This is a genomic window from Phytopseudomonas straminea (genome assembly GCF_900112645.1).
In the GTDB taxonomy this organism is placed as follows: Bacteria; Pseudomonadota; Gammaproteobacteria; order Pseudomonadales; family Pseudomonadaceae; genus Aquipseudomonas; species Aquipseudomonas straminea.
Map to the genome: position 1 here is coordinate 720,338 of NZ_FOMO01000002.1, position 21,224 is coordinate 741,561.

The 21,224-nt window shown below is 62.9% G+C and carries 22 protein-coding genes; 16 read left to right on the top strand and 6 right to left on the bottom strand.

The genetic code is table 11. The annotated features are described in order from the left end of the window. Positions 1–152 precede the first annotated feature (152 nt). The 8 genes from livH to tsaA all read left to right on the top strand — a co-directional run bounded on the left by livH (position 153) and on the right by tsaA (position 6,026). Positions 153–1,076, top strand: a complete 924-nt coding sequence (livH, locus tag BM279_RS07470; protein ID WP_093502390.1) for a high-affinity branched-chain amino acid ABC transporter permease LivH — start codon at positions 153–155, stop codon at positions 1,074–1,076. Then, positions 1,073–2,332 carry a high-affinity branched-chain amino acid ABC transporter permease LivM gene (locus tag BM279_RS07475; RefSeq protein WP_013792297.1) on the top strand — a complete coding sequence of 420 codons (1,260 nt, stop codon included), beginning with the start codon at positions 1,073–1,075 and terminating at the stop codon, positions 2,330–2,332. The genes livH and BM279_RS07475 overlap by 4 nt, the downstream gene beginning before the upstream one ends. Continuing rightward, positions 2,329–3,096: a high-affinity branched-chain amino acid ABC transporter ATP-binding protein LivG gene (livG, locus tag BM279_RS07480; RefSeq protein ID WP_013792298.1), complete on the top strand. Its 768-nt coding sequence runs from the start codon at positions 2,329–2,331 to the stop codon at positions 3,094–3,096. Before BM279_RS07475 ends, livG begins: the two co-directional genes overlap by 4 nt. Continuing rightward, on the top strand, positions 3,096–3,797 hold the full coding sequence (locus BM279_RS07485; RefSeq protein ID WP_093502392.1) for an ABC transporter ATP-binding protein: 702 nt from the start codon (positions 3,096–3,098) through the stop codon (positions 3,795–3,797). Before livG ends, BM279_RS07485 begins: the two co-directional genes overlap by 1 nt. Before the next feature lie 77 nt (positions 3,798–3,874). Beyond that, positions 3,875–3,988, top strand: a complete 114-nt coding sequence (locus tag BM279_RS23780; RefSeq protein ID WP_482811898.1) for a small membrane protein YohP — start codon at positions 3,875–3,877, stop codon at positions 3,986–3,988. Between the two features lie 106 nt (positions 3,989–4,094). Next, complete coding sequence (locus tag BM279_RS07490) at positions 4,095–4,805, top strand: rRNA pseudouridine synthase (protein ID WP_093502394.1); 711 nt, start codon at positions 4,095–4,097, stop codon at positions 4,803–4,805. 61 nt (positions 4,806–4,866) lie between these two features. Beyond that, complete coding sequence (locus BM279_RS07495) at positions 4,867–5,328, top strand: YehS family protein (RefSeq protein WP_093502396.1); 462 nt, start codon at positions 4,867–4,869, stop codon at positions 5,326–5,328. A 5-nt stretch (positions 5,329–5,333) separates the two neighbouring features. Next, on the top strand, positions 5,334–6,026 hold the full coding sequence (gene tsaA / locus BM279_RS07500; RefSeq protein ID WP_093502399.1) for a tRNA (N6-threonylcarbamoyladenosine(37)-N6)-methyltransferase TrmO: 693 nt from the start codon (positions 5,334–5,336) through the stop codon (positions 6,024–6,026). 210 nt (positions 6,027–6,236) lie between these two features. On the opposite strand, the gene grxD is transcribed toward tsaA, so the two are convergent. Further along, positions 6,237–6,563 carry a Grx4 family monothiol glutaredoxin gene (gene grxD, locus BM279_RS07505; protein WP_093502401.1) on the bottom strand — a complete coding sequence of 109 codons (327 nt, stop codon included), beginning with the start codon at positions 6,561–6,563 and terminating at the stop codon, positions 6,237–6,239. Between the two features lie 101 nt (positions 6,564–6,664). After that, complete coding sequence (locus BM279_RS07510) at positions 6,665–8,773, bottom strand: molybdopterin oxidoreductase family protein (protein WP_093502403.1); 2,109 nt, start codon at positions 8,771–8,773, stop codon at positions 6,665–6,667. A gap of 288 nt (positions 8,774–9,061) precedes the next feature. Between BM279_RS07510 and argF the strand changes: the two genes are divergently transcribed. Continuing rightward, on the top strand, positions 9,062–9,982 hold the full coding sequence (argF, locus tag BM279_RS07515; protein WP_093502405.1) for an ornithine carbamoyltransferase: 921 nt from the start codon (positions 9,062–9,064) through the stop codon (positions 9,980–9,982). Next, on the top strand, positions 9,979–11,064 hold the full coding sequence (locus BM279_RS07520) for an ABC transporter ATP-binding protein (protein ID WP_093502407.1): 1,086 nt from the start codon (positions 9,979–9,981) through the stop codon (positions 11,062–11,064). Before argF ends, BM279_RS07520 begins: the two co-directional genes overlap by 4 nt. Here the strand turns inward: BM279_RS07520 and BM279_RS07525 are convergent. From BM279_RS07525 to ybaK, 3 genes are all read right to left on the bottom strand, one after another. After that, on the bottom strand, positions 11,061–11,840 hold the full coding sequence (locus BM279_RS07525; RefSeq protein ID WP_093502409.1) for a PhzF family phenazine biosynthesis protein: 780 nt from the start codon (positions 11,838–11,840) through the stop codon (positions 11,061–11,063). The genes BM279_RS07520 and BM279_RS07525 overlap by 4 nt on opposite strands. Positions 11,841–11,936: 96 nt before the next feature. Further along, complete coding sequence (locus BM279_RS07530; protein WP_244154134.1) at positions 11,937–12,677, bottom strand: substrate-binding periplasmic protein; 741 nt, start codon at positions 12,675–12,677, stop codon at positions 11,937–11,939. 211 nt (positions 12,678–12,888) lie between these two features. After that, positions 12,889–13,356, bottom strand: coding sequence for a Cys-tRNA(Pro) deacylase (gene ybaK, locus BM279_RS07535; protein ID WP_093502413.1), 468 nt, complete (start codon positions 13,354–13,356; stop codon positions 12,889–12,891). Positions 13,357–13,704: 348 nt separating this feature from the next. Here ybaK and BM279_RS07540 point away from each other — a divergent pair, with 348 nt between their 5' ends. The 4 genes from BM279_RS07540 to glpD all read left to right on the top strand — a co-directional run bounded on the left by BM279_RS07540 (position 13,705) and on the right by glpD (position 18,801). Beyond that, the gene (locus BM279_RS07540; protein WP_093502415.1) at positions 13,705–14,553 is read left to right on the top strand and encodes an MIP/aquaporin family protein; all 849 of its coding nucleotides are present in this window, start codon (positions 13,705–13,707) and stop codon (positions 14,551–14,553) included. Positions 14,554–14,622: 69 nt separating this feature from the next. Further along, entirely contained in the window at positions 14,623–16,119 is a 1,497-nt protein-coding gene (gene glpK, locus BM279_RS07545; RefSeq protein WP_093502417.1) for a glycerol kinase GlpK, read from the top strand. An 81-nt stretch (positions 16,120–16,200) separates the two neighbouring features. Continuing rightward, on the top strand, positions 16,201–16,956 hold the full coding sequence (locus tag BM279_RS07550; RefSeq protein ID WP_027909947.1) for a DeoR/GlpR family transcriptional regulator: 756 nt from the start codon (positions 16,201–16,203) through the stop codon (positions 16,954–16,956). 249 nt (positions 16,957–17,205) lie between these two features. Continuing rightward, on the top strand, positions 17,206–18,801 hold the full coding sequence (gene glpD, locus BM279_RS07555; protein ID WP_093502419.1) for a glycerol-3-phosphate dehydrogenase: 1,596 nt from the start codon (positions 17,206–17,208) through the stop codon (positions 18,799–18,801). Here the strand turns inward: glpD and BM279_RS07560 are convergent. Then, the gene (locus tag BM279_RS07560) at positions 18,725–19,714 is read right to left on the bottom strand and encodes an alpha/beta fold hydrolase (protein ID WP_093502422.1); all 990 of its coding nucleotides are present in this window, start codon (positions 19,712–19,714) and stop codon (positions 18,725–18,727) included. The genes glpD and BM279_RS07560 overlap by 77 nt on opposite strands. Before the next feature lie 211 nt (positions 19,715–19,925). Here BM279_RS07560 and metR point away from each other — a divergent pair, with 211 nt between their 5' ends. Both metR and BM279_RS07570 read left to right on the top strand, forming a co-directional pair. Then, complete coding sequence (gene metR / locus BM279_RS07565) at positions 19,926–20,846, top strand: transcriptional regulator MetR (protein WP_093502424.1); 921 nt, start codon at positions 19,926–19,928, stop codon at positions 20,844–20,846. Between the two features lie 29 nt (positions 20,847–20,875). Beyond that, positions 20,876–21,205: a DHCW motif cupin fold protein gene (locus BM279_RS07570; RefSeq protein WP_093502426.1), complete on the top strand. Its 330-nt coding sequence runs from the start codon at positions 20,876–20,878 to the stop codon at positions 21,203–21,205. Positions 21,206–21,224 lie beyond the last annotated feature (19 nt).

The following is a 21,224-nucleotide window of genomic DNA, read 5'->3' on the forward strand; positions in this document are numbered from 1 at the left end:
GTTCTTAACGCAGCAGGGCCGACGCGCAGCAGATCATGAACAGGTTCTGAACCAAGAGCCCACTGCTGCGGTGGGCTTTGTCTATTAGAAAGAATTCCGGTTTCGCGCTGCGCCACAAGCGCTGTCGTGCGCGCAAACCCAGGAGTTAGGCAATGCCTGATCTTTATCACTACCTGCAACAGCTGCTCAACGGCCTGACCGTCGGCAGTACCTATGCCCTCATAGCCATTGGCTACACCATGGTGTACGGCATCATCGGCATGATCAACTTCGCCCACGGCGAGGTTTACATGATCGGATCCTACGTCGCCTTCATCTCCATCACCCTCCTGGCAATGATGGGCCTCGACAGCCTGCCGCTGATCATGATCTGCGCCTTCGCGGCGAGCATCATCGTCACCAGTGCTTTCGGTTACAGCATCGAACGGGTCGCCTACCGGCCGCTACGCGGCGGCAACCGGCTGATCCCGCTGATTTCGGCGATCGGCATGTCGATCTTCCTGCAGAACGCCGTGATGCTTTCCCAAGACTCCAAGGACAAGGCCATCACCAACCCGCTGCCCGGTAACTTCGTGTTCGGCGAGAGCGCCATGAACGGCGTGGTGATCTCCTACATGCAGGTGCTGATCTTCGTGGTTACCTTCCTGACCATGGTCGGCCTGACCCTGTTCATCTCCCGCTCCCGCCTGGGCCGCGCCTGCCGCGCCTGCGCCGAGGACCTGAAGATGGCCAACCTGTTGGGCATCAACACCAACAACATCATCGCCCTGACCTTCGTAATCGGCGCTGCTCTGGCGGCCGTCGCGGCCGTGCTGCTGGGCATGCAATACGGCGTGATCAACCCGCACCTGGGCTTCCTGGCCGGCATCAAGGCGTTTACCGCCGCAGTACTTGGCGGCATCGGCAGCATTCCGGGCGCCGTGCTTGGCGGCCTGGTGCTCGGCGTGGCCGAGGCCTTCGGCGCCGACATCTTCGGCGATCAGTACAAGGACGTCGTGGCCTTCAGCCTGCTGGTTCTGGTGCTGCTATTCCGCCCGACCGGCATCCTCGGCCGTCCGGAGGTTGAAAAAGTATGAGCAAGAACCTCAAGACTGCCCTGTTCAGCAGCATTCTTCTGCTGCTGATCTCCTACCCGATCCTCGGCCTCAAGCTCAGCGTCGTCGGCATCAGCCTGCAGGTCAGTGGCGCTAGCGCCAAAACCCTGTGGACTATCGGCATCGCCGCTGCGCTGCTGTTCGTCTGGCACCTGGTGCTGCGTGACCGCCTGATGGGCGGCGAAAAGCTCAAGGGCGCCCTGCCGAGCATTCCGTCGAACCTCAAGGACACCCTGACCCTGCCCAGCGTGCAGCGCTGGATCATGCTGGCGCTGTTCGTGGTGGCACTGGCCTGGCCGTTCTTCGGTACCCGCGCTGCGGTGGACATCGCCACGCTGATCCTCATCTACGTGATGCTGGGCATCGGCCTGAACATCGTGGTCGGCCTCGCCGGCTTGCTCGACCTGGGTTACGTCGGCTTCTACGCCGTAGGCGCCTACACCTACGCGCTGCTTGCCGAGTACGCCGGTTTCGGCTTCTGGACGGCTCTGCCCATTGCCGGCTTGATGGCCGCCACCTTCGGCTGCCTGCTGGGCTTCCCGGTGCTCAGGCTACGCGGTGACTACCTGGCCATCGTGACCCTGGGCTTCGGCGAAATCATCCGTATCATGCTGCGTAACCTCACCGATATCACCGGCGGCCCGAACGGCATCAGCTCGATTCCCAAGCCGGAGCTGTTCGGCCTGTCGCTGGATCGCCGCGCGCCGGATGGTGGCCAGACCCTGCATGACTTCCTAGGCATCGCCTACAATTCCTCCTACAAGGTGATCTTCCTGTATCTGATCGCCCTGCTGCTGGTGCTGTTGGCCATCTTCGTGATCAACCGTCTGATGCGCATGCCGATCGGCCGCGCCTGGGAAGCCCTGCGTGAAGACGAAATCGCCTGCCGTGCCCTGGGTCTGAACCCGACCACGGTCAAGCTCTCGGCCTTCACAATCGGTGCCAGCTTCGCCGGTTTTGCCGGTAGCTTCTTCGCCGCCCGCCAGGGTCTGGTGACGCCGGAGTCGTTCACCTTCATCGAGTCGGCGATGATCCTCGCCATCGTCGTGCTCGGCGGCATGGGCTCGCAGCTCGGCATCATCTTCGCCGCAGTGGTGATGACCCTGCTGCAGGAAATGCGGGACTTCAACGAGTACCGCATGCTGATATTCGGTCTGACCATGATCGTGATGATGATCTGGCGCCCGCAGGGCCTGATGCCCATGCAGCGCCCACACCTGGAGTTGAAACAACGATGAGCCGCCCGATTCTAGAAGTGAGCGGCCTGTCCATGCGTTTTGGCGGCCTGCTGGCCGTCAACGGGGTCAGCCTCTCGGTCAATGAAAAACAGGTAGTGTCGATGATCGGCCCGAACGGCGCCGGCAAGACCACCGTGTTCAACTGCCTGACCGGTTTCTACAAACCGACCTCGGGCAGCATCCGCCTCAATGGCGAGCAGATCGAAGGCTTGCCGGGCCACAAGATCGCCCGCAAGGGTGTGGTGCGCACGTTCCAGAACGTTCGCCTGTTCAAGGAAATGACCGCGGTGGAAAACCTGCTGGTCGCCCAGCACCGCCACATCAACACCAACTTCCTCTCCGGGCTGTTCAAGACCCCGGCGTTTCGCCGCAGCGAACGCGAGGCCATGGATTACGCCGCGCATTGGCTGGAACAGGTCAACCTGACCGAATTTGCCAACCGCCCGGCCGGCACCCTGGCCTACGGTCAGCAGCGCCGCCTGGAAATCGCCCGCTGCATGATGACCCGGCCGAGCATCCTAATGCTCGACGAACCGGCTGCCGGCCTAAACCCGCGGGAAACCGACGACCTGAAAGCGCTGATCGGCGTGCTGCGTGACGAGCATGACGTGACCGTGCTGCTGATCGAACACGACATGAAGCTGGTCATGAGCATTTCCGACCATATCTTCGTGATCAACCAGGGCACGCCCCTGGCCGACGGCACGCCCCAACAGATCCGCGACAATCCGGACGTGATCAAAGCCTACCTGGGGGAAGCGTAATGCTGTATTTCGACAACGTTTCCACCTTCTACGGCAAGATCCAGGCGCTGCACGGTGTCAGCGTGGAAGTGCGCCAGGGTGAGATCGTCACCCTGATCGGTGCCAACGGTGCCGGCAAATCCACCCTGCTGATGACCCTGTGCGGCACCCCGCAAGCCACCAGCGGCAGCATTCGTTACCAGGGTGAAGAGCTGGTAGGCATGGAAACTCCGCAGATCATGCGCAAGAGCATCGCCGTGGTGCCGGAAGGCCGCCGCGTGTTCGCCCGCCTGACCGTCGAGGAAAACCTCGCCATGGGCGGCTTCTTCGGCAGCAAGGCGGACAATCAGGAGCAGCTGGACAAGGTGCTGCACCTGTTCCCGCGCCTGAAGGAACGCCTGGTGCAGCGCGCCGGCACCATGTCCGGCGGCGAACAGCAGATGCTCGCCATCGGCCGGGCGCTGATGAGCAAACCCAAGCTGCTGCTGCTCGACGAGCCCTCGCTAGGCCTGGCGCCGATCATCATCCAGCAGATCTTCGACATCATCGAACAGCTGCGCAAGGACGGTGTGACGGTATTCCTGGTCGAGCAGAACGCCAACCAGGCGCTCAAGCTCGCCGACCGCGGCTACGTGCTGGAGAACGGGCGGATCGTCATGCAGGGCAGCGGGCATGACCTGCTCAATGATCCAAAGGTGCGTGACGCCTACCTGGGCGGTTGATGCCATTGAACCCCGGCGGCCCAAGAGCCGTCGGGACATTTACCCTGAACGATGCCCGGCGCGCTCCAGTCCCAATAATGAACGGACTAAACAGGAGTCGCACCATGCTGAAGTTTCTGGGCAGCACCATCGGCATCATCTTCCTGATCGGCCTGCTGGTCGTGATCGGTATCTTCTCACTGATCTTCTGATCACCCCATCTGCAAGCCGGGCGCCATGCCCGGCTTTTTTCATGCCGCGCGCATGAGCCTGCGCGCAACGCTACAATGGGCATCACTTCGCTGACGATGCTCCGCCATGACCACTCCCCTTCGCCTCTCCAAACGCCTGATCGAACTCACCGGCTGCTCGCGTCGCGAGGCTGAACTGTATATCGAGGGCGGCTGGGTCACGGTTGACGGTGTGGTCGTCGACGAACCGCAGCGCAAGGTCACCGACGAAACCGTTACCCTGCTGCCCGATGCCGTTGCCGAACCGCTGCTGCCGGTTACCCTGCTGCTGCACATTCCAAGCGGGCGTTTTCCAGAGCGCGCCGCCGAGGAGATCGGCCCGGACAGCCGCTGGCCGGACGATCGCGCCGAGCAACGTACCCTCAAAGGACACTTTGCCCGCCTGACGCCCTGCATCCCCCTGCAGGCGGGCGCCGACGGCCTGCACGTGCTGACCCAGGACTGGCGCACCGAGCGCAAGCTACGCGAGGACCTGGCAAAGCTCGAACAGGAGTACGTGGTAGAGGTCAGCGGCGAGCTGTCGGAACGTGACCTCAAGCGCCTCAACCACGGCCTGGTGTTCAACGGCACGCCCCTGGCGCCGTGCAAGGTCAGCTGGCAGAACGAAACCCGCCTGCGCTTCGCCCTGAAGAACCCGCTGCCCGGCCAGTTGGTGTTCATATGCAACAGCGTCGGTCTCAAGGTGCTGGGCCTCAAGCGCATCCGCATCGGCGGCGTGCCCATGGGCAAGGTTCCAGCGGGCCAATGGCGCTACCTGGGCGCCAAGGAACGCTTCTGAGCCACGCCCCTCCCTTTCACAGGGTTGCGCCACGCTGGCGCGCCCGTCATCAGGAATACCCATGATCAACAACGATGTACTGCGCAGCCTGCGCTACATGCTCGACATCAGCGACGAGCAACTGGCCGAGATCGTCGAACTCGGCGGTTACGCGGTGAGCGAGGAGCAGATCGCCGCCGCGCTGAAAAAGGACGACGAGCCAGGCTTCCAGCCATGCAGCGATGAACTGCTGGCCCATGCTCTCGATGGCCTGGTGTACTTCAAGCGCGGCAAGGACGACAGCCGCCCGGCGCCCGCCCTGGAGTTGCCGGTGAGCAACAATCAGGTGCTGAAGAAACTGCGCGTGGCCTTCGAGCTCAAGGAAGACGACATCCACGCCATCATGCATAGCGTCGATTTCGTGGTGTCGAAGCCGGAAATGAGCGCACTATTCCGCAAGGCTGGCACCAGCAATTACCGCCCCTGCGGCGATCAGTTCCTGCGCAACTTCCTCAAGGGCCTGACCCAGCGCCTGCGCGGCTGAGCAGCATGAACCATCAGGTTTCGCCCATCGGCTACGTGCGCTCCTGCTTCAAGGAGAAGTTCGCCATCCCCCGCCAGCCGCAGCTGGCGCCTGCCGCACGTGGCGTGCTGGAGCTGTGCCCACCATTCGACAGCGGCGACGCCGTTCAGGGCCTGGAGCAGGTCAGCCATGTGTGGCTGCTGTTCCTGTTTCATCAGGCGCTGGAAGACAAGCAACGCCTGAAAGTGCGCCCGCCACGCCTGGGCGGCAACCGCGCCATCGGCGTGTTCGCCACCCGGGCGACCCACCGCCCCAACGGCATCGGCCAGTCGGTGGTGAAGCTGGACAAGGTCGACAAGGATCGCCTGTGGCTGTCGGGCATCGACCTGCTCGACGGCACCCCGGTGCTCGACATCAAACCCTACGTGCCCTACGCCGACGGCGTGCCTGGCGCCCATAACCACATCGCTGCCGATGCCCCAGCGCAGATCGCCGTGCACTGGCAGGACGACGCCCTGGCCAGCGCCCGACACCACGCCCTGCGCCTGGGCGAGCCGCTGGTGGAGTTGATCGAACAATGCCTGGCTCAGGACCCGCGCCCAGCGTATCAGCAGCCTTCGCCAGAACGCCGCTACGGGGTATGTTTGTGGGATGTCGATGTGCACTGGCATTACCCGCAGCCAGGCTGTATTCGCGTGCTGGATGTGCAGACGCAGTAGCTCACCGAGCTTCTCGCACCTGGAATATCCTAACGACCGCCCCGGATATCGCTTCGCTCAACCACGGGCTACCCCCCGTAGCCTGGCGTTGAGCGTAGCGATACCCGGGAAAATCCTGCAGACAATCTGCGGCAACGGCCAGCGCCTCTTTTTCGCAGACGAAAAAAATCCGCAGCCATCGCTGGCTGCGGATTCTCGTGCGTCAGTCGATCAGGCGCCGGCTTTTTGCACGGCGTCCTTGATCAGGGTCTGCAGCTCACCCTTCTCGTACATTTCCAGCAGGATGTCGCTACCGCCGACCAGCTCACCGGCTACCCACAGTTGCGGGAAGGTCGGCCAGTTGGCGTACCTGGGCAGGTTGGCGCGGATTTCCGGGTTCTGCAGGATGTCGACATAGGCGAACTTCTCGCCGCAGCCCATCAGCGCCTGGGAGGCGCGAGCGGAGAAACCGCACTGCGGCGCATTCGGCGAGCCTTTCATGTACAGCAGAACGGTGTTGTTGGCGATCTGCTCTTTGATGGTTTCGATGATATCCATTAGGCACCTCAGAACTGGACTATCCGACTCGTGAGTCGATACGGTGCGCGCATTGTAACCAAAAGCCGAGCGCAATGCTCAGCCATGCTGAACGCGCACCATCAGGCCGCCACCACCTCCACGGGAACCCCGTTGAGTGCAGCATTGCCGGACAGCGCATCGAGCAAACGCTCATCCGTCAGGTCGTTGGCGCTCGCCCCTGGCGTCGCCTGGGCGATGCTCATCTGCACGCCCGGGCGGCCATGGCCCCAGCCGTGGGGCAGGCTGACCACCCCCGGCATCATCTCGGCGCTGCCAAGTACTTCGACCTCCAGCATACCGACCCGCGAACGCACACTGACCCGCTGGCCATCGCTGAGCCCGCGTTGAGCCAGGTCCTCGGGGTTCATCAGCAACTGATGGCGCGGCTTGCCTTTCACCAGCCGGTGATAGTTGTGCATCCAGGAATTGTTGCTGCGTACATGACGGCGGCCGATCAGCAACAGCTGGCCCTCGACCAATGCCGGCTGCGCCGCGAAACGCTGCAAGTCGTCCAGCAATAACGCCGGCGCGACTTGCACCTTGCCATCTGCAGTTTTCAGACGCGCCGCCAGGTTGGGCTTGAGCGGGCCGATATCCAGGCCATGGGGATGATCCAGCAGCGTTTGCAGCGACAGCTTGAGCGGCGAGCGATCGCCGTAGGGCCCCATGCGCAACCCGAAGTCGATCATCTGCGCTGGCGGCTGCGTCGGTTTTAGGGTCGCGCCGGTCTGCGCGGCAAAGGCCTGCGCCAGGCCGACGAAGATCTCCCAGTCATCCAGTGCGCCAGCGGGTTTGGGCAGTACGGCTTGGTTAAAGCGGGTGACATTGCGTACCGCGAACAGGTTGAAGGTGGTGTCGTAGTGATCATGCTCCAGCGGCGCAGTGGACGGCAGGATCAGGTCGGCGTACCGGGTGGTTTCGTTGATATACAGGTCCACGCTGAGCATGAAATCCAGCCCTTCGAGCCCACGCTCCAGCTGTCGGCCATTGGGTGTGGACAGCACCGGGTTGCCCGCCACGGTGATCAGTGCCCGCACTTGGCCGTCACCGTCGGTGAGCATCTCCTCGGCCAGGGCGCTGACCGGCAGCTCGCCGCCATATTCCGGCAGGCCGGATACGCGGCTCTGCCAGCGGTTGAAGTGCCCGCCCGAGGTGGCGCCGACCAGATCCACCGCAGGCTCTGTGCACAGCGCCCCGCCCTCGCGATCCAGGTTGCCGGTCACTAGGTTGATCACCTGCACCAGCCATTGGCACAGGGTGCCGAATACCTGGGTCGAAACGCCCATGCGCCCGTAGCAAACCGCGCGCTCGGCCGCGGCAAAGTCACGGGCCAGTTGCCGGATCGTTTCTGCCGGCACGCCGCAGCGCGCGGCCATGCGCTCGGCGTCGAACGGCGCGACCGCGCCGCGCAACTCATCCAGCCCGGCGATTGGCAAATGACTGGCCCGCCCGAGGTTCTCCTCGAACAGCGTATTGAGCATGCCCAGTAACAAGGCGGCATCCTGCCCGGGGCGAATAAACAGGTGCTGATCAGCGATGGCCGCGGTTTCGGTATGCCGTGGGTCGACCACCACCAGCTTGCCGCCACGAGCCTGGATGGCCTTGAGACGCTTCTCCACATCCGGCACGGTCATCAGGCTGCCATTGGACGCCAACGGATTGCCGCCCAGGATCAGCATGAAATCGGTCTGGTCGATGTCCGGAATGGGGATCAGAAAACCGTGGCCGTACATCAGGTGACAAGTCAGGTGATGGGGCAACTGATCGACCGACGTGGCGGAGTAGCGGTTGCGCGTTTTCAGCAGGCCCAGGAAGTAGTTGCTGTGGGTCATCAGCCCGTAGTTGTGCACGCTGGGGTTGCCCTGATAGACCGCCACCGCGTTCTGCCCATGGGCTGCCTGCACGGCAGCCAGGCGGCTGGCCGCGAACTCGAAGGCCTCCTGCCAGCTGATGGCCTCCCAGCGATCGCCGCTGCGGCGCATGGGCTGGCGCAGGCGGTCCGGATCGTTCTGGATATCCTGCAGGGCCACGGCCTTGGGGCAGATATGGCCGCGGCTGAACGGATCGTCGCGGTCGCCCTTGATGGAGCGCACCTGGGGCTGCCCATCGGCAGCCTGCTCGACTTCCAGGGTCAGCCCACAGATGGCTTCGCACAGGTGGCACGCACGGTGATGGAGGGTCGTGGTCATGGCCAGCCTCGCTTTGTTGTTGAAGGGCCATCATGGGCGCCGACTCGACGTCCTGCCAGCAGCTTCGACGCCGTGAATCGTGGGCCATCAGGGCCATGCATCAGGCCGGCATAAAAGCCGGAAAGGCGCGTCACATCTGGCAATCCGGGCAAATTTGCGCCTAGGCGTCATTTACTTATAAGATCGGCGGCTTCCCGTTTCGTCGCACTGTGCGGCCCCCAGCCGCAGGTTCTCCCGTTTTTCCTCGAAAAAACAACCTGCGCCCTGTATGTCAAAAGGTAGTTAACGATGAGCGCAAGACACTTTCTCTCGCTGAAGGACTGCACACCGGATGAACTGGTGGGCCTGATCCGACGCGGCATGGAGCTGAAAGGCTTGCGCAACAGCGGCGTGCTCTTCGAACCCCTGCGCAATCGCGTGCTGGGCATGATCTTCGAGAAAGCCTCGACCCGTACCCGCGTATCGTTCGAAGCCGGCATGATCCAGCTCGGCGGACAGGCCATCTTCCTGTCGCCACGCGACACCCAGCTGGGCCGTGGCGAACCGGTCGCCGATTCGGCCATCGTCATGTCGCGCATGCTCGATGCGATCATGATCCGTACCTTCGCCCACAGCACCCTGACCGAGTTCGCCGCCAACTCCCGGGTACCGGTGATCAACGGCCTGTCGGACGATCTGCACCCCTGCCAGCTGCTGGCCGACATGCAGACCTTCCTCGAACACCGCGGCAGCATCGTCGGCAAGACCGCTGCCTGGATCGGCGACGGCAACAACATGTGCAACTCCTATATAGAAGCGGCCATGCAGTTCGACTTCAAATTGCATGTCGCTTGCCCTGAAGGTTATGAGCCGAGCGCCGCCCTGCTGGCCGAGGCCGGTGAGCGGGTGAAGATCTTCCGCGACCCGCGCGAAGCAGTCGCCGGCGCGCACCTGGTGACCACCGACGTGTGGGCCTCCATGGGCCAGGAAGAAGAAATCGCCGAGCGCCACAAGCTGTTCGCGCCCTATCAGGTGAACCGCGCGTTGCTCGACGCCGCCGACGAGAACGTGCTGTTCCTGCATTGCCTGCCAGCGCACCGTGGCGAGGAAATCAGCGTCGACCTGCTCGACGATCCACGCTCGGCCGCCTGGGACCAAGCGGAGAACCGCCTGCATGCGCAGAAAGCGCTGCTCGAATTCCTGGTCGAACCGGCGTATCACCACGCATGAGCCAGCCGATGCTGTTGAGCTTGCGCAATCTGGGTTGCGGCTACGGTGACCAGCGCATCGTGCAGCAGTTGAACCTGCACCTCAACGCCGGGGAAATCGGTTGCCTGCTCGGCCCTTCCGGCTGTGGCAAGACCACCACGCTGCGCGCCATCGCCGGCTTCGAGCCCGTACTCGAAGGTGAAATCGCCCTGGCCGGCGAGGTCATCTCCCGCCCTGGCTTCACCCTGGCGCCCGAGAAGCGCCGCATCGGCATGGTGTTTCAGGACTACGCCCTGTTCCCGCACCTGAGCGTGGCGCAGAACGTGTCCTTCGGCATTCGCAAGCAGGCCGACTGCGAGCAGGTGACCCGCGAATTGCTGGAGCTGGTCAAGCTCGACCACCTGAGCAAACGCCACCCGAACGAGTTGTCTGGCGGGCAACAGCAGCGCGTCGCCCTGGCCCGTGCCCTGGCTACCAACCCGCAACTGCTATTGCTCGACGAGCCGTTCTCCAACCTCGACGGCGAGCTGCGCCGGCGTCTCAGCCATGAGGTGCGCGACATTCTCAAGGCCCGTGGCACCAGCGCGATTCTGGTCACCCACGACCAGGAAGAAGCCTTTGCCGTCAGCGACCAGGTGGGCGTATTCAAGGCCGGGCATCTGGAGCAATGGGACACGCCGTTCAATCTTTACCACGAACCGCAGACGCCCTTTGTTGCCAGCTTTATCGGTCAGGGTTACTTCATTCGCGGCCAACTCCTGGCGCCCGATGAAGTACAGACCGAACTCGGCGTGATCCGCGGCAATCGCGCCTACGCCTGGCCAGTCGGTAGCGCTGTGGATGTGCTGCTGCGCCCGGACGACATCGTCCATGACCCGGCAAGCGCGCAGAAGGCCAAGATCGTTGGCAAGAGCTTTCTCGGCGCCGCCACCCTGTATCGCCTGCAGTTGCCCACCGGCAGCCAGCTGGAAGCCCTGTTCCCCAGCCATGCCGACCATCAGCCGGGCGAACAGGTGGGCATCCGCATCGCCGCCGACCATCTAGTGGCCTTTGCCGCTCCGGGCAGCGTGGCAGCGCCTTCGATCCTGGAGCGAGCGGACTAGAGAAACAACTCGCCGCTGCTCACCACCCGAGCATGACCGGCGATCTCCGCCCGCTCCCCTTTCAGACGACACCATAGAAAACCGCCGCGCTTACCGCCCTGGTAGGCGCTCAGCTCGGGCTTGCCCAGTTGCTGCGTCCAGTACGGCGTGAGGATGCAGTGCGCCGAGCCGGTGACCGGATCCTCGTCGATGCCCACGGCAGGGGCGAAGTTGCGCGACACGAAATCCACCGCCTCACCGCGCGCAGTCACGATCACCGCCGGCCATGGCAGCTGCGCCAACGCCCGTAAGTCGGGGTTGCAGGCGCGTACGGCCGCTTCGGACTCGAGCACCACCAGCAATTGCGGGGCATCCAGCACGGCAACGGGCGCCTGCCCGAGGATTTGCGCCAGACCCTCGGGCTCGGCGATTGGCGTCGGCGCATTGCACGGGAAATCCAGCACCAGACGATCGCCCTCGCGGCGCACCGACAGGCTGCCATCCACGTAATTGAAATCGATCCGCTCGCCCGCCTCGCCATGGCACTCGAACAAGGCATGGGCGCTGGCCAGGGTAGCGTGCCCACATAATGGCACTTCGGTGGTCGGCGTGAACCAGCGGATACGCCAGGCCCCGCCCTCTTTGACCACGAAGGCGGTTTCGGCCAGGTTGTGCTCCGCGGCGATCTGCTGCATCAACGCATCGTCTAGCCAGCGGTCAAGGCGATAGACCACCGCCGGGTTGCCTGCAAAGGGCTTGTCGCTGAAGGCGTCGATCTGGTGAAACGGCAGGGACATCGGGATTTTCCTTGAAGATAACGGATGGCTCAGCTTGCCTGCAACGCGCCGCCTGGCTGCGATACAGCGCGACGCCAATACGGCGCAACAGCGCGATCAGGGCTGGGTATGGATGCCGTAGCGTTGCAGCAGGGCGTCGAGGCGACCGTCTTGCCGATAACGCCGCACGCCTTCGTCGAAGATATCGCGATAGCGGGCACTGGAGGACAGCACGGGGGAAAAGGCGATGTAGATCGGCACGTCAGGCACCCGACAGCCGACTTCGAGCAGATCATCGTGATTGCCGTGCTGGTCCTGGTACATGGCCATGATCCAGGTATTTTCCAGCAACGCATCCAGGCGCCCCAGTTCGACCTTGCGCACGTTCAGCGCCAGCGCCTGTTCCCCCGCAGCCAACTGCAAGCGTTCCTGGTCACGCTGATGACGGCTTATATAGTCGTCGAGCTCCTGACCATAGCTGTAGCCGTTGATCACACCCAGGCGAACCTGGGCCAGCGAATCCAGCCCGGTGTAGCGCCAGCCGGTACCGGGCCGGGCGTAGAAACAGTTACGGGAAATGCCGGGCGAGTGCTTGCCGAACAGAAAATCCGGCGCATCGCGTACGCCGGCGCCGACCAGAGCGTTGGCACGACCGCTACGCACATCCTGCACGGCGCGCGCCCAGTTGGTGACGCGATATTCGACCTGGATGCCAGCCTCGGCGAAGATCTGCGTGGCCAGCTCGATGAAGATGCCCGGCCGCTCGGCCTCAGGCGCACAATTGACCGGACACCAGACATCGGCCTCCATGATCAAGGTTTCAGCCCGCACGCTGGCGGTGCTCAACAACGCAGCCACCAACAGGCCTTTCGCCATCCAACCCAAACCGTTCACCGCTCGCTTAGCCTCCTGCCGGGGACGCCCTAGCCGCCCCATTCCTTGTACACCGCTGCGCTCCCAGCCCGTGAGGCGAAAGCGAAGCCGACAGTGCCAGCCTCTGGAGCCAGCTTCAAGCCTGGCGCGCGGTATTCCTGCATACGGTTGCCGGACACGTCACAGATTTTTTATATCAGCGACCGATATCGGCGAACTGCGCCTGGGTGTGCTCAGCCAGCGTCTCGGCGCTCAGTTCGACCTCCAACCCACGTCGCCCGGCACTCACATAAATGGTCGGAAAATTGCCCGCACTGCTATCGATAAAGGTACGCAGACGCCTTTTCTGGCCCAGAGGGCTAATGCCACCGACCAGATACCCGGTGGCACGCTGCGCGGCATCGACCGGCGCCATGTCCACCTTCTTCACGCAGGCAGCTTGGGCCAGAGCCTTTAGGTCTAGACTGCCGACCACCGGCACCACGGCCACCAGTAGTTCGCCCTTCTCGCTGGCCGCCAGCAATGTCTTGAACACCCGTACCGGCTCGAGGTCTAGCTTCTCGGCGGCTTCCAGCCCGTAGGAAGCGGCTTTGGGGTCATGCTCATAACTGTGGATTCGGTGGGTGGCACCAACCTTCTTCAAGAGATTCAATGCAGGCGTCATGAAGGCTCCGGATGACAGGAAAAAAGGGCGAACGGCCCGGCGATTCTAGCGCCGCGGCCCCGCAAGCGCTGGGCCAATCCTCAGACTGCGACAAAACTTGTTTCACAACGGAACCTATCCCTCGCGAAACTGACCTATTGAACTGTATACGCGTTTGATATCGAAAATATCAGCCGCCATGTGTGGTTCGTTTTTTGACAATACGAGAAAAGTAGAACTACTTTTTTCGATTACGAACACATAAAGTTCCGTTTACCCCGATGGCAATGGTGCAAACGCAGCCCCGTTCTAAAGTGGGTTGCCGTACCTGACACCAGCGCCTCAAAACAACAAAAACGAGGCTTCCCCATGACTACTGCGCTACAACAACCCACGCTGTCGGGCCAATGCATGGCCGAGTTCCTGGGCACGGCGTTGCTGATCTTCTTCGGCACCGGCTGCGTTGCCGCCCTCAAGGTCGCAGGCGCCAGTTTCGGCCTGTGGGAAATCAGCATCATCTGGGGTGTCGGCGTCAGCATGGCCGTCTATCTCACGGCTGGCGTGTCCGGTGCGCACCTCAACCCTGCGGTGAGTATCGCCCTGTGCATCTTCGCCGGTTTCGAAAAGCGCAAGCTGCCCTTCTACATCGTCTCCCAGATCGCCGGCGCCTTCTGCGGTGCGCTGCTGGTTTACACCCTGTACAGCGGGCTGTTCGTCGAGTACGAGCAGACCCACCAGATGATGCGCGGCTCCCAGGCGAGCCTGGAACTGGCCTCGGTGTTCTCCACCTACGCCAATCCGGTGCTGTCCACCGGCCAGGCATTCATGGTCGAAGTAGTAATCACCGCCATCCTGATGGGCTTGATCATGTCCCTGACCGATGACAACAACGGTCTGCCACGCGGCCCAATGGCGCCTCTGCTGATCGGCCTGCTGATCGCCGTGATCGGCAGCTCCATGGGCCCGCTGACCGGCTTCGCCATGAACCCGGCCCGGGACTTCGGCCCGAAAATGATGACCTTCTTCATGGGCTGGGGCGAGATCGCCTTCACCGGCGGCCGTGACATTCCCTACTTCCTGGTGCCGATCTTCGCGCCAATCCTGGGCGCCAGCCTCGGCGCCCTGGCGTACCGCACCCTGGTCGCCCGTCACCTGCCCAGCGCCGTCGAGGCGCCCATGGCAGAGCGTGCGACCGCCCGCGACGTCAAAGCATCCTGATTTCAACGGCGTGCGGATCCACTGGAGACGCATGCCACCTTGTCCTCCGCTCACCTCAAGGCAATCGACATGACCGACAAGAACTACATCATTGCCCTCGACCAGGGTACTACCAGCTCCCGCGCGATCATTTTTGATCGCGATGCCAACGTGGTGTGCATCGCCCAGCGCGAGTTTACCCAGCACTACCCGCAAAGCGGCTGGGTCGAGCACGACCCCATGGAAATCTTCGCTACCCAGAGCGCGGTGATGGTCGAAGCGCTGGCCCAGGCTGGGCTGCACCATGACCAGGTGGCTGCCATCGGCATCACCAACCAGCGCGAAACCACCGTGGTGTGGGACAAGAATACCGGCCGACCGATCCACAACGCCGTCGTCTGGCAATGCCGACGCAGCACCGAGATCTGCCAGCAGCTCAAGCGCGACGGCCTGGAGCCATACATCAAGGAAACCACCGGCCTGGTTACCGACCCCTACTTCTCGGGCACCAAGCTCAAGTGGATTCTCGATCACGTCGAAGGCAGCCGCGAACGCGCCCGCAAGGGTGAACTGCTGTTCGGTACCATCGATAGCTGGCTGATCTGGAAATTCACCGGTGGCAAGGTGCACGTCACCGACTACACCAACGCCTCGCGCACCCTGCTGTTCAACATCCACACCCGCGAGTGGGATGCCAAGATGCTGGAGGTGCTGGATATCCCCCGCGAGATGCTGCCGGAGGTCAAGTCCTCGTCCGAAGTCTATGGCCATACCAAGAGCGGCATCGCCATCGCCGGTATCGCCGGTGACCAACAGGCCGCGCTGTTCGGCCAGATGTGCGTCGAGCCGGGCCAGGCAAAGAATACCTACGGCACCGGCTGCTTCCTGCTGATGAACACCGGCGACAAGGCGGTCCACTCCCAGCACGGCATGCTCACCACCATCGCCTGCGGCCCGCGTGGCGAGCCGGCCTATGCGCTGGAAGGCGCGATCTTCAACGCTGGCTCCACCATCCAGTGGCTGCGTGATGAACTGAAGGTGGTCAACGACGCCTACGACACCGAGTACTTCGCCGGCAAGGTCAAGGACAGCAACGGCGTGTACCTGGTCCCGGCCTTCACCGGCCTAGGCGCTCCCTACTGGGACCCCTACGCCCGTGGCGGCCTGCTCGGCCTGACTCGCGGCGTGAAGATCGACCACATCATCCGCGCTGCCTTGGAGTCCATCGCCTACCAGACCCGCGACGTGCTCGACGCCATGCAGCAGGACTCCGGCGAGCGCCTCAAGTCCTTACGCGTGGACGGTGGCGCGGTGGCCAACAACTTCCTGATGCAGTTCCAGGCCGACATTCTCGGCACCCACGTGGAGCGCCCACAAATGCGCGAGACCACGGCCCAAGGCGCCGCGTACCTGGCGGGTCTGGCCACCGGTTTCTGGAGCAGCCTGGACGAGCTGCGCGGCAAGGCGGTGATCGAGCGCGAGTTCGAGCCGCAACTGGCCGACGCGGACAAGGAGAAGTTCTACGAAGGCTGGAAAAAGGCCGTCGATCGCACCCGCGACTGGCAGCCCCACGAAGAACAGAAGTGAGCCACAGCCCCGGCTGTCACTGGCAGTGAGCAGGTTCGTGCGGCATCATGGTGCAATTCCGTGCGGCCCGAAGGACATTCAATGAATCTGCCCCCTCGCCAGCAGCAAATCCTCGATCTGATCCGCGAACGCGGCTATGTCAGCATCGAGGAGCTGGCCACCCAGTTCGTCGTAACTCCGCAAACCATCCGCCGCGATATCAATCAGCTGGCGGATGCCAACCTGCTGCGCCGCTACCATGGCGGCGCCGCCTACGACTCCAGCGTCGAGAACACCGCCTATGCGATGCGCGCCGACCAGATGCGCCAGGAAAAACAGCGCATCGGTGAAGCGGTAGCCGCGCAGATTCCCGACCACGCCTCGCTGTTCATCAACATCGGCACCACCACCGAAGCCATCGCCCGGGCGCTGCTCAACCACAGCCACCTGAAGATCATCACCAACAACCTGAACGTCGCCTCGATGCTTGCCGCCAAGGATGACTTCGACGTGCTGCTCACCGGCGGCAACGTGCGTCGCGACGGCGGCCTGGTGGGCCAGGCCAGTGTGGATTTCATCAACCAGTTCAAGGTCGACTTCGCCCTGGTCGGCATCAGCGGCATCGATGAAGACGGCAGCCTGCTGGATTTCGACTACCAGGAAGTGCGCGTCTCCCAGGCGATCATCGCCAATGCCCGCAAGGTGATTCTAGCCGCCGACTCCAGCAAGTTCGGCCGCAACGCGATGATCCGCCTCGGCCCGATCAGTCTGATCGATTGCCTGGTCACCGATGAACAGCCGGTTCCCGGCCTGTGCCAACTGCTGGATCAGCATAAGATCCGCCTCGAAGTCGTCTGACCCCTCCTCCCACCACCTGAGCGATTCCTCGCTCGGGTGCGTGTCATTTTTTATTCCTATTCGAACATCGGGCGAACCTTCTCGGCGGCAGGGCATCTGTAATTATGTTCGTGAATTTTCATTCCAGCGCATTCCTTGGCTCTTTTTGATCGAACACCACTGGATGCGTAACTATTCATGCGCTAGTATTTTCGGAAATGAACATTTATGTTCGATTTGAAAACACAAACGCTAGACGAGGCCCCGACGATGTCCACATCCAGCCTGACCAACAGCCCGCTGTCCGAGGTTTACGATATTGCCGTCGTGGGCGGCGGCATCAATGGCGCCGGTATCGCCTGTGATGCGGCAGGTCGCGGCCTCTCGGTATTCCTTTGCGAAAAGGACGATCTCGCACGCCACACCTCGTCGGCGAGCAGCAAGCTGATTCACGGTGGCCTGCGCTACCTGGAGCACCACGAGTTCCGCCTGGTGCGCGAAGCCCTGGCCGAGCGCGAAGTGCTGCTGGCCAAAGCACCGCACATCGTTAGCCCGATGCGTTTCATCCTGCCCCACCGCCCGCACCTGCGCCCAGCGTGGATGATCCGTGCTGGCCTGTTTCTTTACGACAACCTGGGCAAGCGCAAGGCGCTGCCGCGCTCGCGTGGCCTCACCTTCGGTGCCAACAGCCCGCTGAAGCCCGAGATCACCAAGGGCTTCGAGTACTCCGATTGCTGGGTCGACGACGCCCGCTTGGTGGTGCTCAACGCCATGGCCGCCCGCGAGAACGGTGCCCATGTACACACCCATACGCGTTGCGTCAGCGCACGCCGCAATCAGGGCGCCTGGGAAGTCGATCTGGAGCGCGCCGATGGCAGCCGCTTCTCGATCCGCGCCAAGGCGCTGGTCAACGCAGCCGGCCCCTGGGTAGCGCGGTTTATCCGTGACGATCTGCAGCAGAAGTCGCCCTACGGCATTCGCCTGATCCAGGGCAGCCACTTCGTGGTGCCGCGCCTTTACGACGGCAAGGAGGCCTTTATCCTGCAGAACGAAGACCGCCGCATCGTCTTCGCCATTCCCTACTTGGATCGCTTCACCCTGATCGGCACCACGGACCGCGAGTACCAGGGCGACCCGGCCACCGTAAGCATCAGCGACGAAGAAACCGATTACCTGCTCAAAGTGGTCAACGATCACTTCCGCAAGTCCCTGAGCCGTGATGACATCATCCATAGCTACGCCGGTGTGCGCCCACTATGCGACGACGAGTCCGACGAGCCCTCGGCCATTACCCGCGACTACACCCTGTCGCTGTCGGCCCAAGGTAATGAACCACCGCTGCTCTCGGTGTTCGGCGGCAAGCTGACCACCTATCGCAAGCTGGCGGAGTCGGCAATGGCGCAACTCGCGCCGTTCTTTCCGAACATGAAAGCGCGTTGGACCGCCGATGCGCCGCTGCCGGGCGGCGAGAATATGCAGAGCCGCGAAAGCCTGATCGAAGCACTGCGTGCCCGCCACAGCTGGATGAATGCCGACTTGGCCAAACGCTGGGCGATCACTTACGGCAGCCGTACCTGGCTGCTACTGGAAAACGTGCAGAGCGAAAGCGACCTGGGCGAACACTTCGGCCACGACCTGTATGCCCGCGAGGTGGATTATCTGCGCGAGCAGGAATGGGCCATCGAGGTGGACGACATTCTTTGGCGCCGCAGCAAGCTGGGCCTGTTCCTGACGGCCGCCGAGCGCAGCCGGCTGGAAGCCTACCTTGCGCCCACTGCGCCTGCCCTGCTTACAGCTGTACCAGTTGCGCGTCCAGCCGATGCGCTTGAAGGTGTGGCAGTACCGCGGCAAGCAACGGCGCCTTGAAACGCTCCTGAAAGCGGTGAGCGAGCCCGGGAATGAGCCGCAGCTCGCTGCCGCGAATATGGGCCGCCACATGCACGCCATGCATCACCGGCAGCAACGGGTCGGCGGTGCCATGAACCACCAGCGTCGGCACCTGCAGCCGGTTTAGCAGATCCACCCGGCTGCTCTCGGCAAGAATCGCCAACAATTGCCGCTCTACGCCTGCCGGATTGAAGGCGCGGTCGTAGGCCACTTCAGCCTGATGCAAGAGCATCGCCCGGTCATCCACCACAGCCGGACTGCCCAACGCGGCCAGCAGATCCGCCTGTTGTTCCAGGGCCACCTCTCGGCTCGGCGCCTCGCGGCGCGCCAGCAACTTTAGCAGCGCCGGGCTGGGTGCCGGCAAGCCTTGGGCGCCTGAGCTGGTCATCACCAGGGTCAGGCTGCGCACTCGTTGCGGCGCCATGTCGGCAATGTGCTGGGCGATCATCCCGCCCATGCTCGCGCCCAGCAGATGGAAATCCTGAATTCCCAATGCATCCATCAAACCCAGGGCATCGCCGGCCATATCGCGCAGCCGATAGGGCGCGCCGACCGACAGTCCAAGCCGGTAGCGCAGCACCTCATACGCTAAATTGGCCTCGGGCGCCTTGGCATTCCAACTGCTCAGGCCTACATCCCGGTTATCGAAGCGAATCACCCGGAAACCCTTCTCGCACAGCTGCTCGACCACGTCATCCGGCCAATGGATCAGTTGCCCACCCAGCCCCATGACCAGCAGCAATGCCGGATCGCTGTCACGACCGATGCTCTGGTAGGCCAGACTCACGTCGCCCACGGACACGCGTTCGACACCCGTGCCGACATTGCACACATCAGCCGCCATGCAAGACAAGCTGCCCAGCAAGAAAGCCAGAAAAATAACGATGCGCATCATGAGTTCCACGAACGATAAGCCGGATAGCAGGCAAGTGTTGCAGTGATGGCGTACGGCTCGCTGCCATAAAACGGTGACAGTTTGATGAAACCTGCCAAACGGAAAATCGAGACGCGACTCGACAGCGACCAGTCGCTAGGCGACACTGCCGTTCATGAACAGCGCTCATTTTAATTCAGGCGCAGTTGAATCACCTGCAGGTAACTCAATGCTCGAAATCCGCCATTTGAAGACGCTCCATGCTCTGCGGGAAACCGACAGCCTGGTCGAAGCGGCTGACCGCCTGCACCTGACCCAGTCAGCGCTGTCGCACCAGTTCAAGGAGTTGGAGGAGCGCCTCGGCATGCAGCTTTTCGTGCGCAAGACCAAGCCGGTGCGCTTCACCAGCGCCGGGCTGCGCTTGCTGCAGCTGAGCGACGCCGTACTGCCTCTGCTGCGCAGCGCCGAGCGCGATCTGTCGCGTCTTGCCGGCGGCACGGCCGGTCGCCTGCACATGGCGATCGAGTGCCACAGCTGCTTTCAATGGCTGATGCCGACCATCGACCAATTCCGCGATGCCTGGCCGGAAGTCGAGCTGGATCTGGCATCGGGCTTCTCCTTCGCGCCGCTGCCCGCTCTGGCCCGTGGCGATCTGGACCTGGTGGTGACATCTGATCCTGTAGATCTGTCCGGCATCACCTATGTGCCGCTGTTCACCTACGAAGCCATGCTGGCGGTGGCCAACCAGCACGCCCTGGCCAGTCGTCCCTATGTCCGCCCCGAAGATCTGCTCAAGGAAACGCTGATCACCTACCCGGTGGAGCGCGATCGCCTGGACATCTTCACCCGCTTTCTGGAGCCCGCCGACATCGAGCCGGCCCAAGTACGCACCTCCGAGCTGACGGTGATGATGATGCAGCTGGTGGCCAGCGGTCGCGGTGTCTGCGGCCTGCCCAACTGGGCGCTGCACGAGTACAGCTCGCGCGGTTACGTGACCGCCAAGCGCCTGGGCGAAAAGGGTCTGTTCGCCACGCTCTACGCCGGCGTGCGCACCGACATGCTCGATGCGCCGTTCATGCGCGACTTCCTGCTCACCGCCAAGGACACCTCGTTCGCCAATCTCGAAGGCGTCAGCGTCGCCCGGCAGTAATCCTTTCCACAGCATCTCAGGGCTTCACCATGAACATCAGCGATATCCCCTTCGGCGTCACCGACTGGAGCCAGATCGAAGCCACCGAACATGCTGGCGAAACCGGCACCGCCTACTGGCGTACCTGCCAGTTCGGCGCGCTGCGCGTACGCATGGTCGAGTACACGGCGGGTTACCTGGCCGACCACTGGTGCAAGAAGGGCCACATCCTGCTCTGCCTGGAGGGTGAGCTGCATACCGAACTCGAAGACGGCCGCCGTTTCGTGATGACCCCTGGCATGAGTTATCAGGTCGCCGATGGCGCCGAGGCGCACCGCAGCTCGACGAGCACCGGCGCTCGCCTGTTCATCGTCGACTGAATCGGGCCGCCGACGGGTT

Excerpts from the sequence above, each read along its gene's own strand:
- BM279_RS07475 (WP_013792297.1), top strand. The coding sequence starts at position 1,073 with ATGAGCAAGAACCTCAAGACTGCCCTGTTCAGCAGCATTCTTCTGCTG.
- BM279_RS07570 (WP_093502426.1), top strand. The coding sequence starts at position 20,876 with ATGAACATCAGCGATATCCCCTTCGGCGTCACCGACTGGAGCCAGATC.
- grxD (WP_093502401.1), bottom strand. The coding sequence starts at position 6,563 with ATGGATATCATCGAAACCATCAAAGAGCAGATCGCCAACAACACCGTT.
- BM279_RS07485 (WP_093502392.1), top strand. The coding sequence starts at position 3,096 with ATGCTGTATTTCGACAACGTTTCCACCTTCTACGGCAAGATCCAGGCG.
- glpK (WP_093502417.1), top strand. The coding sequence starts at position 14,623 with ATGACCGACAAGAACTACATCATTGCCCTCGACCAGGGTACTACCAGC.
- BM279_RS07490 (WP_093502394.1), top strand. The coding sequence starts at position 4,095 with ATGACCACTCCCCTTCGCCTCTCCAAACGCCTGATCGAACTCACCGGC.
- BM279_RS07560 (WP_093502422.1), bottom strand. The coding sequence starts at position 19,714 with ATGCGCATCGTTATTTTTCTGGCTTTCTTGCTGGGCAGCTTGTCTTGC.
- livG (WP_013792298.1), top strand. The coding sequence starts at position 2,329 with ATGAGCCGCCCGATTCTAGAAGTGAGCGGCCTGTCCATGCGTTTTGGC.
- BM279_RS07540 (WP_093502415.1), top strand. The coding sequence starts at position 13,705 with ATGACTACTGCGCTACAACAACCCACGCTGTCGGGCCAATGCATGGCC.
- BM279_RS07495 (WP_093502396.1), top strand. The coding sequence starts at position 4,867 with ATGATCAACAACGATGTACTGCGCAGCCTGCGCTACATGCTCGACATC.
- BM279_RS07525 (WP_093502409.1), bottom strand. The coding sequence starts at position 11,840 with ATGTCCCTGCCGTTTCACCAGATCGACGCCTTCAGCGACAAGCCCTTT.
- ybaK (WP_093502413.1), bottom strand. The coding sequence starts at position 13,356 with ATGACGCCTGCATTGAATCTCTTGAAGAAGGTTGGTGCCACCCACCGA.
- tsaA (WP_093502399.1), top strand. The coding sequence starts at position 5,334 with ATGAACCATCAGGTTTCGCCCATCGGCTACGTGCGCTCCTGCTTCAAG.
- BM279_RS07520 (WP_093502407.1), top strand. The coding sequence starts at position 9,979 with ATGAGCCAGCCGATGCTGTTGAGCTTGCGCAATCTGGGTTGCGGCTAC.
- argF (WP_093502405.1), top strand. The coding sequence starts at position 9,062 with ATGAGCGCAAGACACTTTCTCTCGCTGAAGGACTGCACACCGGATGAA.
- BM279_RS07510 (WP_093502403.1), bottom strand. The coding sequence starts at position 8,773 with ATGACCACGACCCTCCATCACCGTGCGTGCCACCTGTGCGAAGCCATC.
- BM279_RS23780 (WP_482811898.1), top strand. The coding sequence starts at position 3,875 with ATGAACGGACTAAACAGGAGTCGCACCATGCTGAAGTTTCTGGGCAGC.
- metR (WP_093502424.1), top strand. The coding sequence starts at position 19,926 with ATGCTCGAAATCCGCCATTTGAAGACGCTCCATGCTCTGCGGGAAACC.
- livH (WP_093502390.1), top strand. The coding sequence starts at position 153 with ATGCCTGATCTTTATCACTACCTGCAACAGCTGCTCAACGGCCTGACC.
- BM279_RS07550 (WP_027909947.1), top strand. The coding sequence starts at position 16,201 with ATGAATCTGCCCCCTCGCCAGCAGCAAATCCTCGATCTGATCCGCGAA.
- glpD (WP_093502419.1), top strand. The coding sequence starts at position 17,206 with ATGTCCACATCCAGCCTGACCAACAGCCCGCTGTCCGAGGTTTACGAT.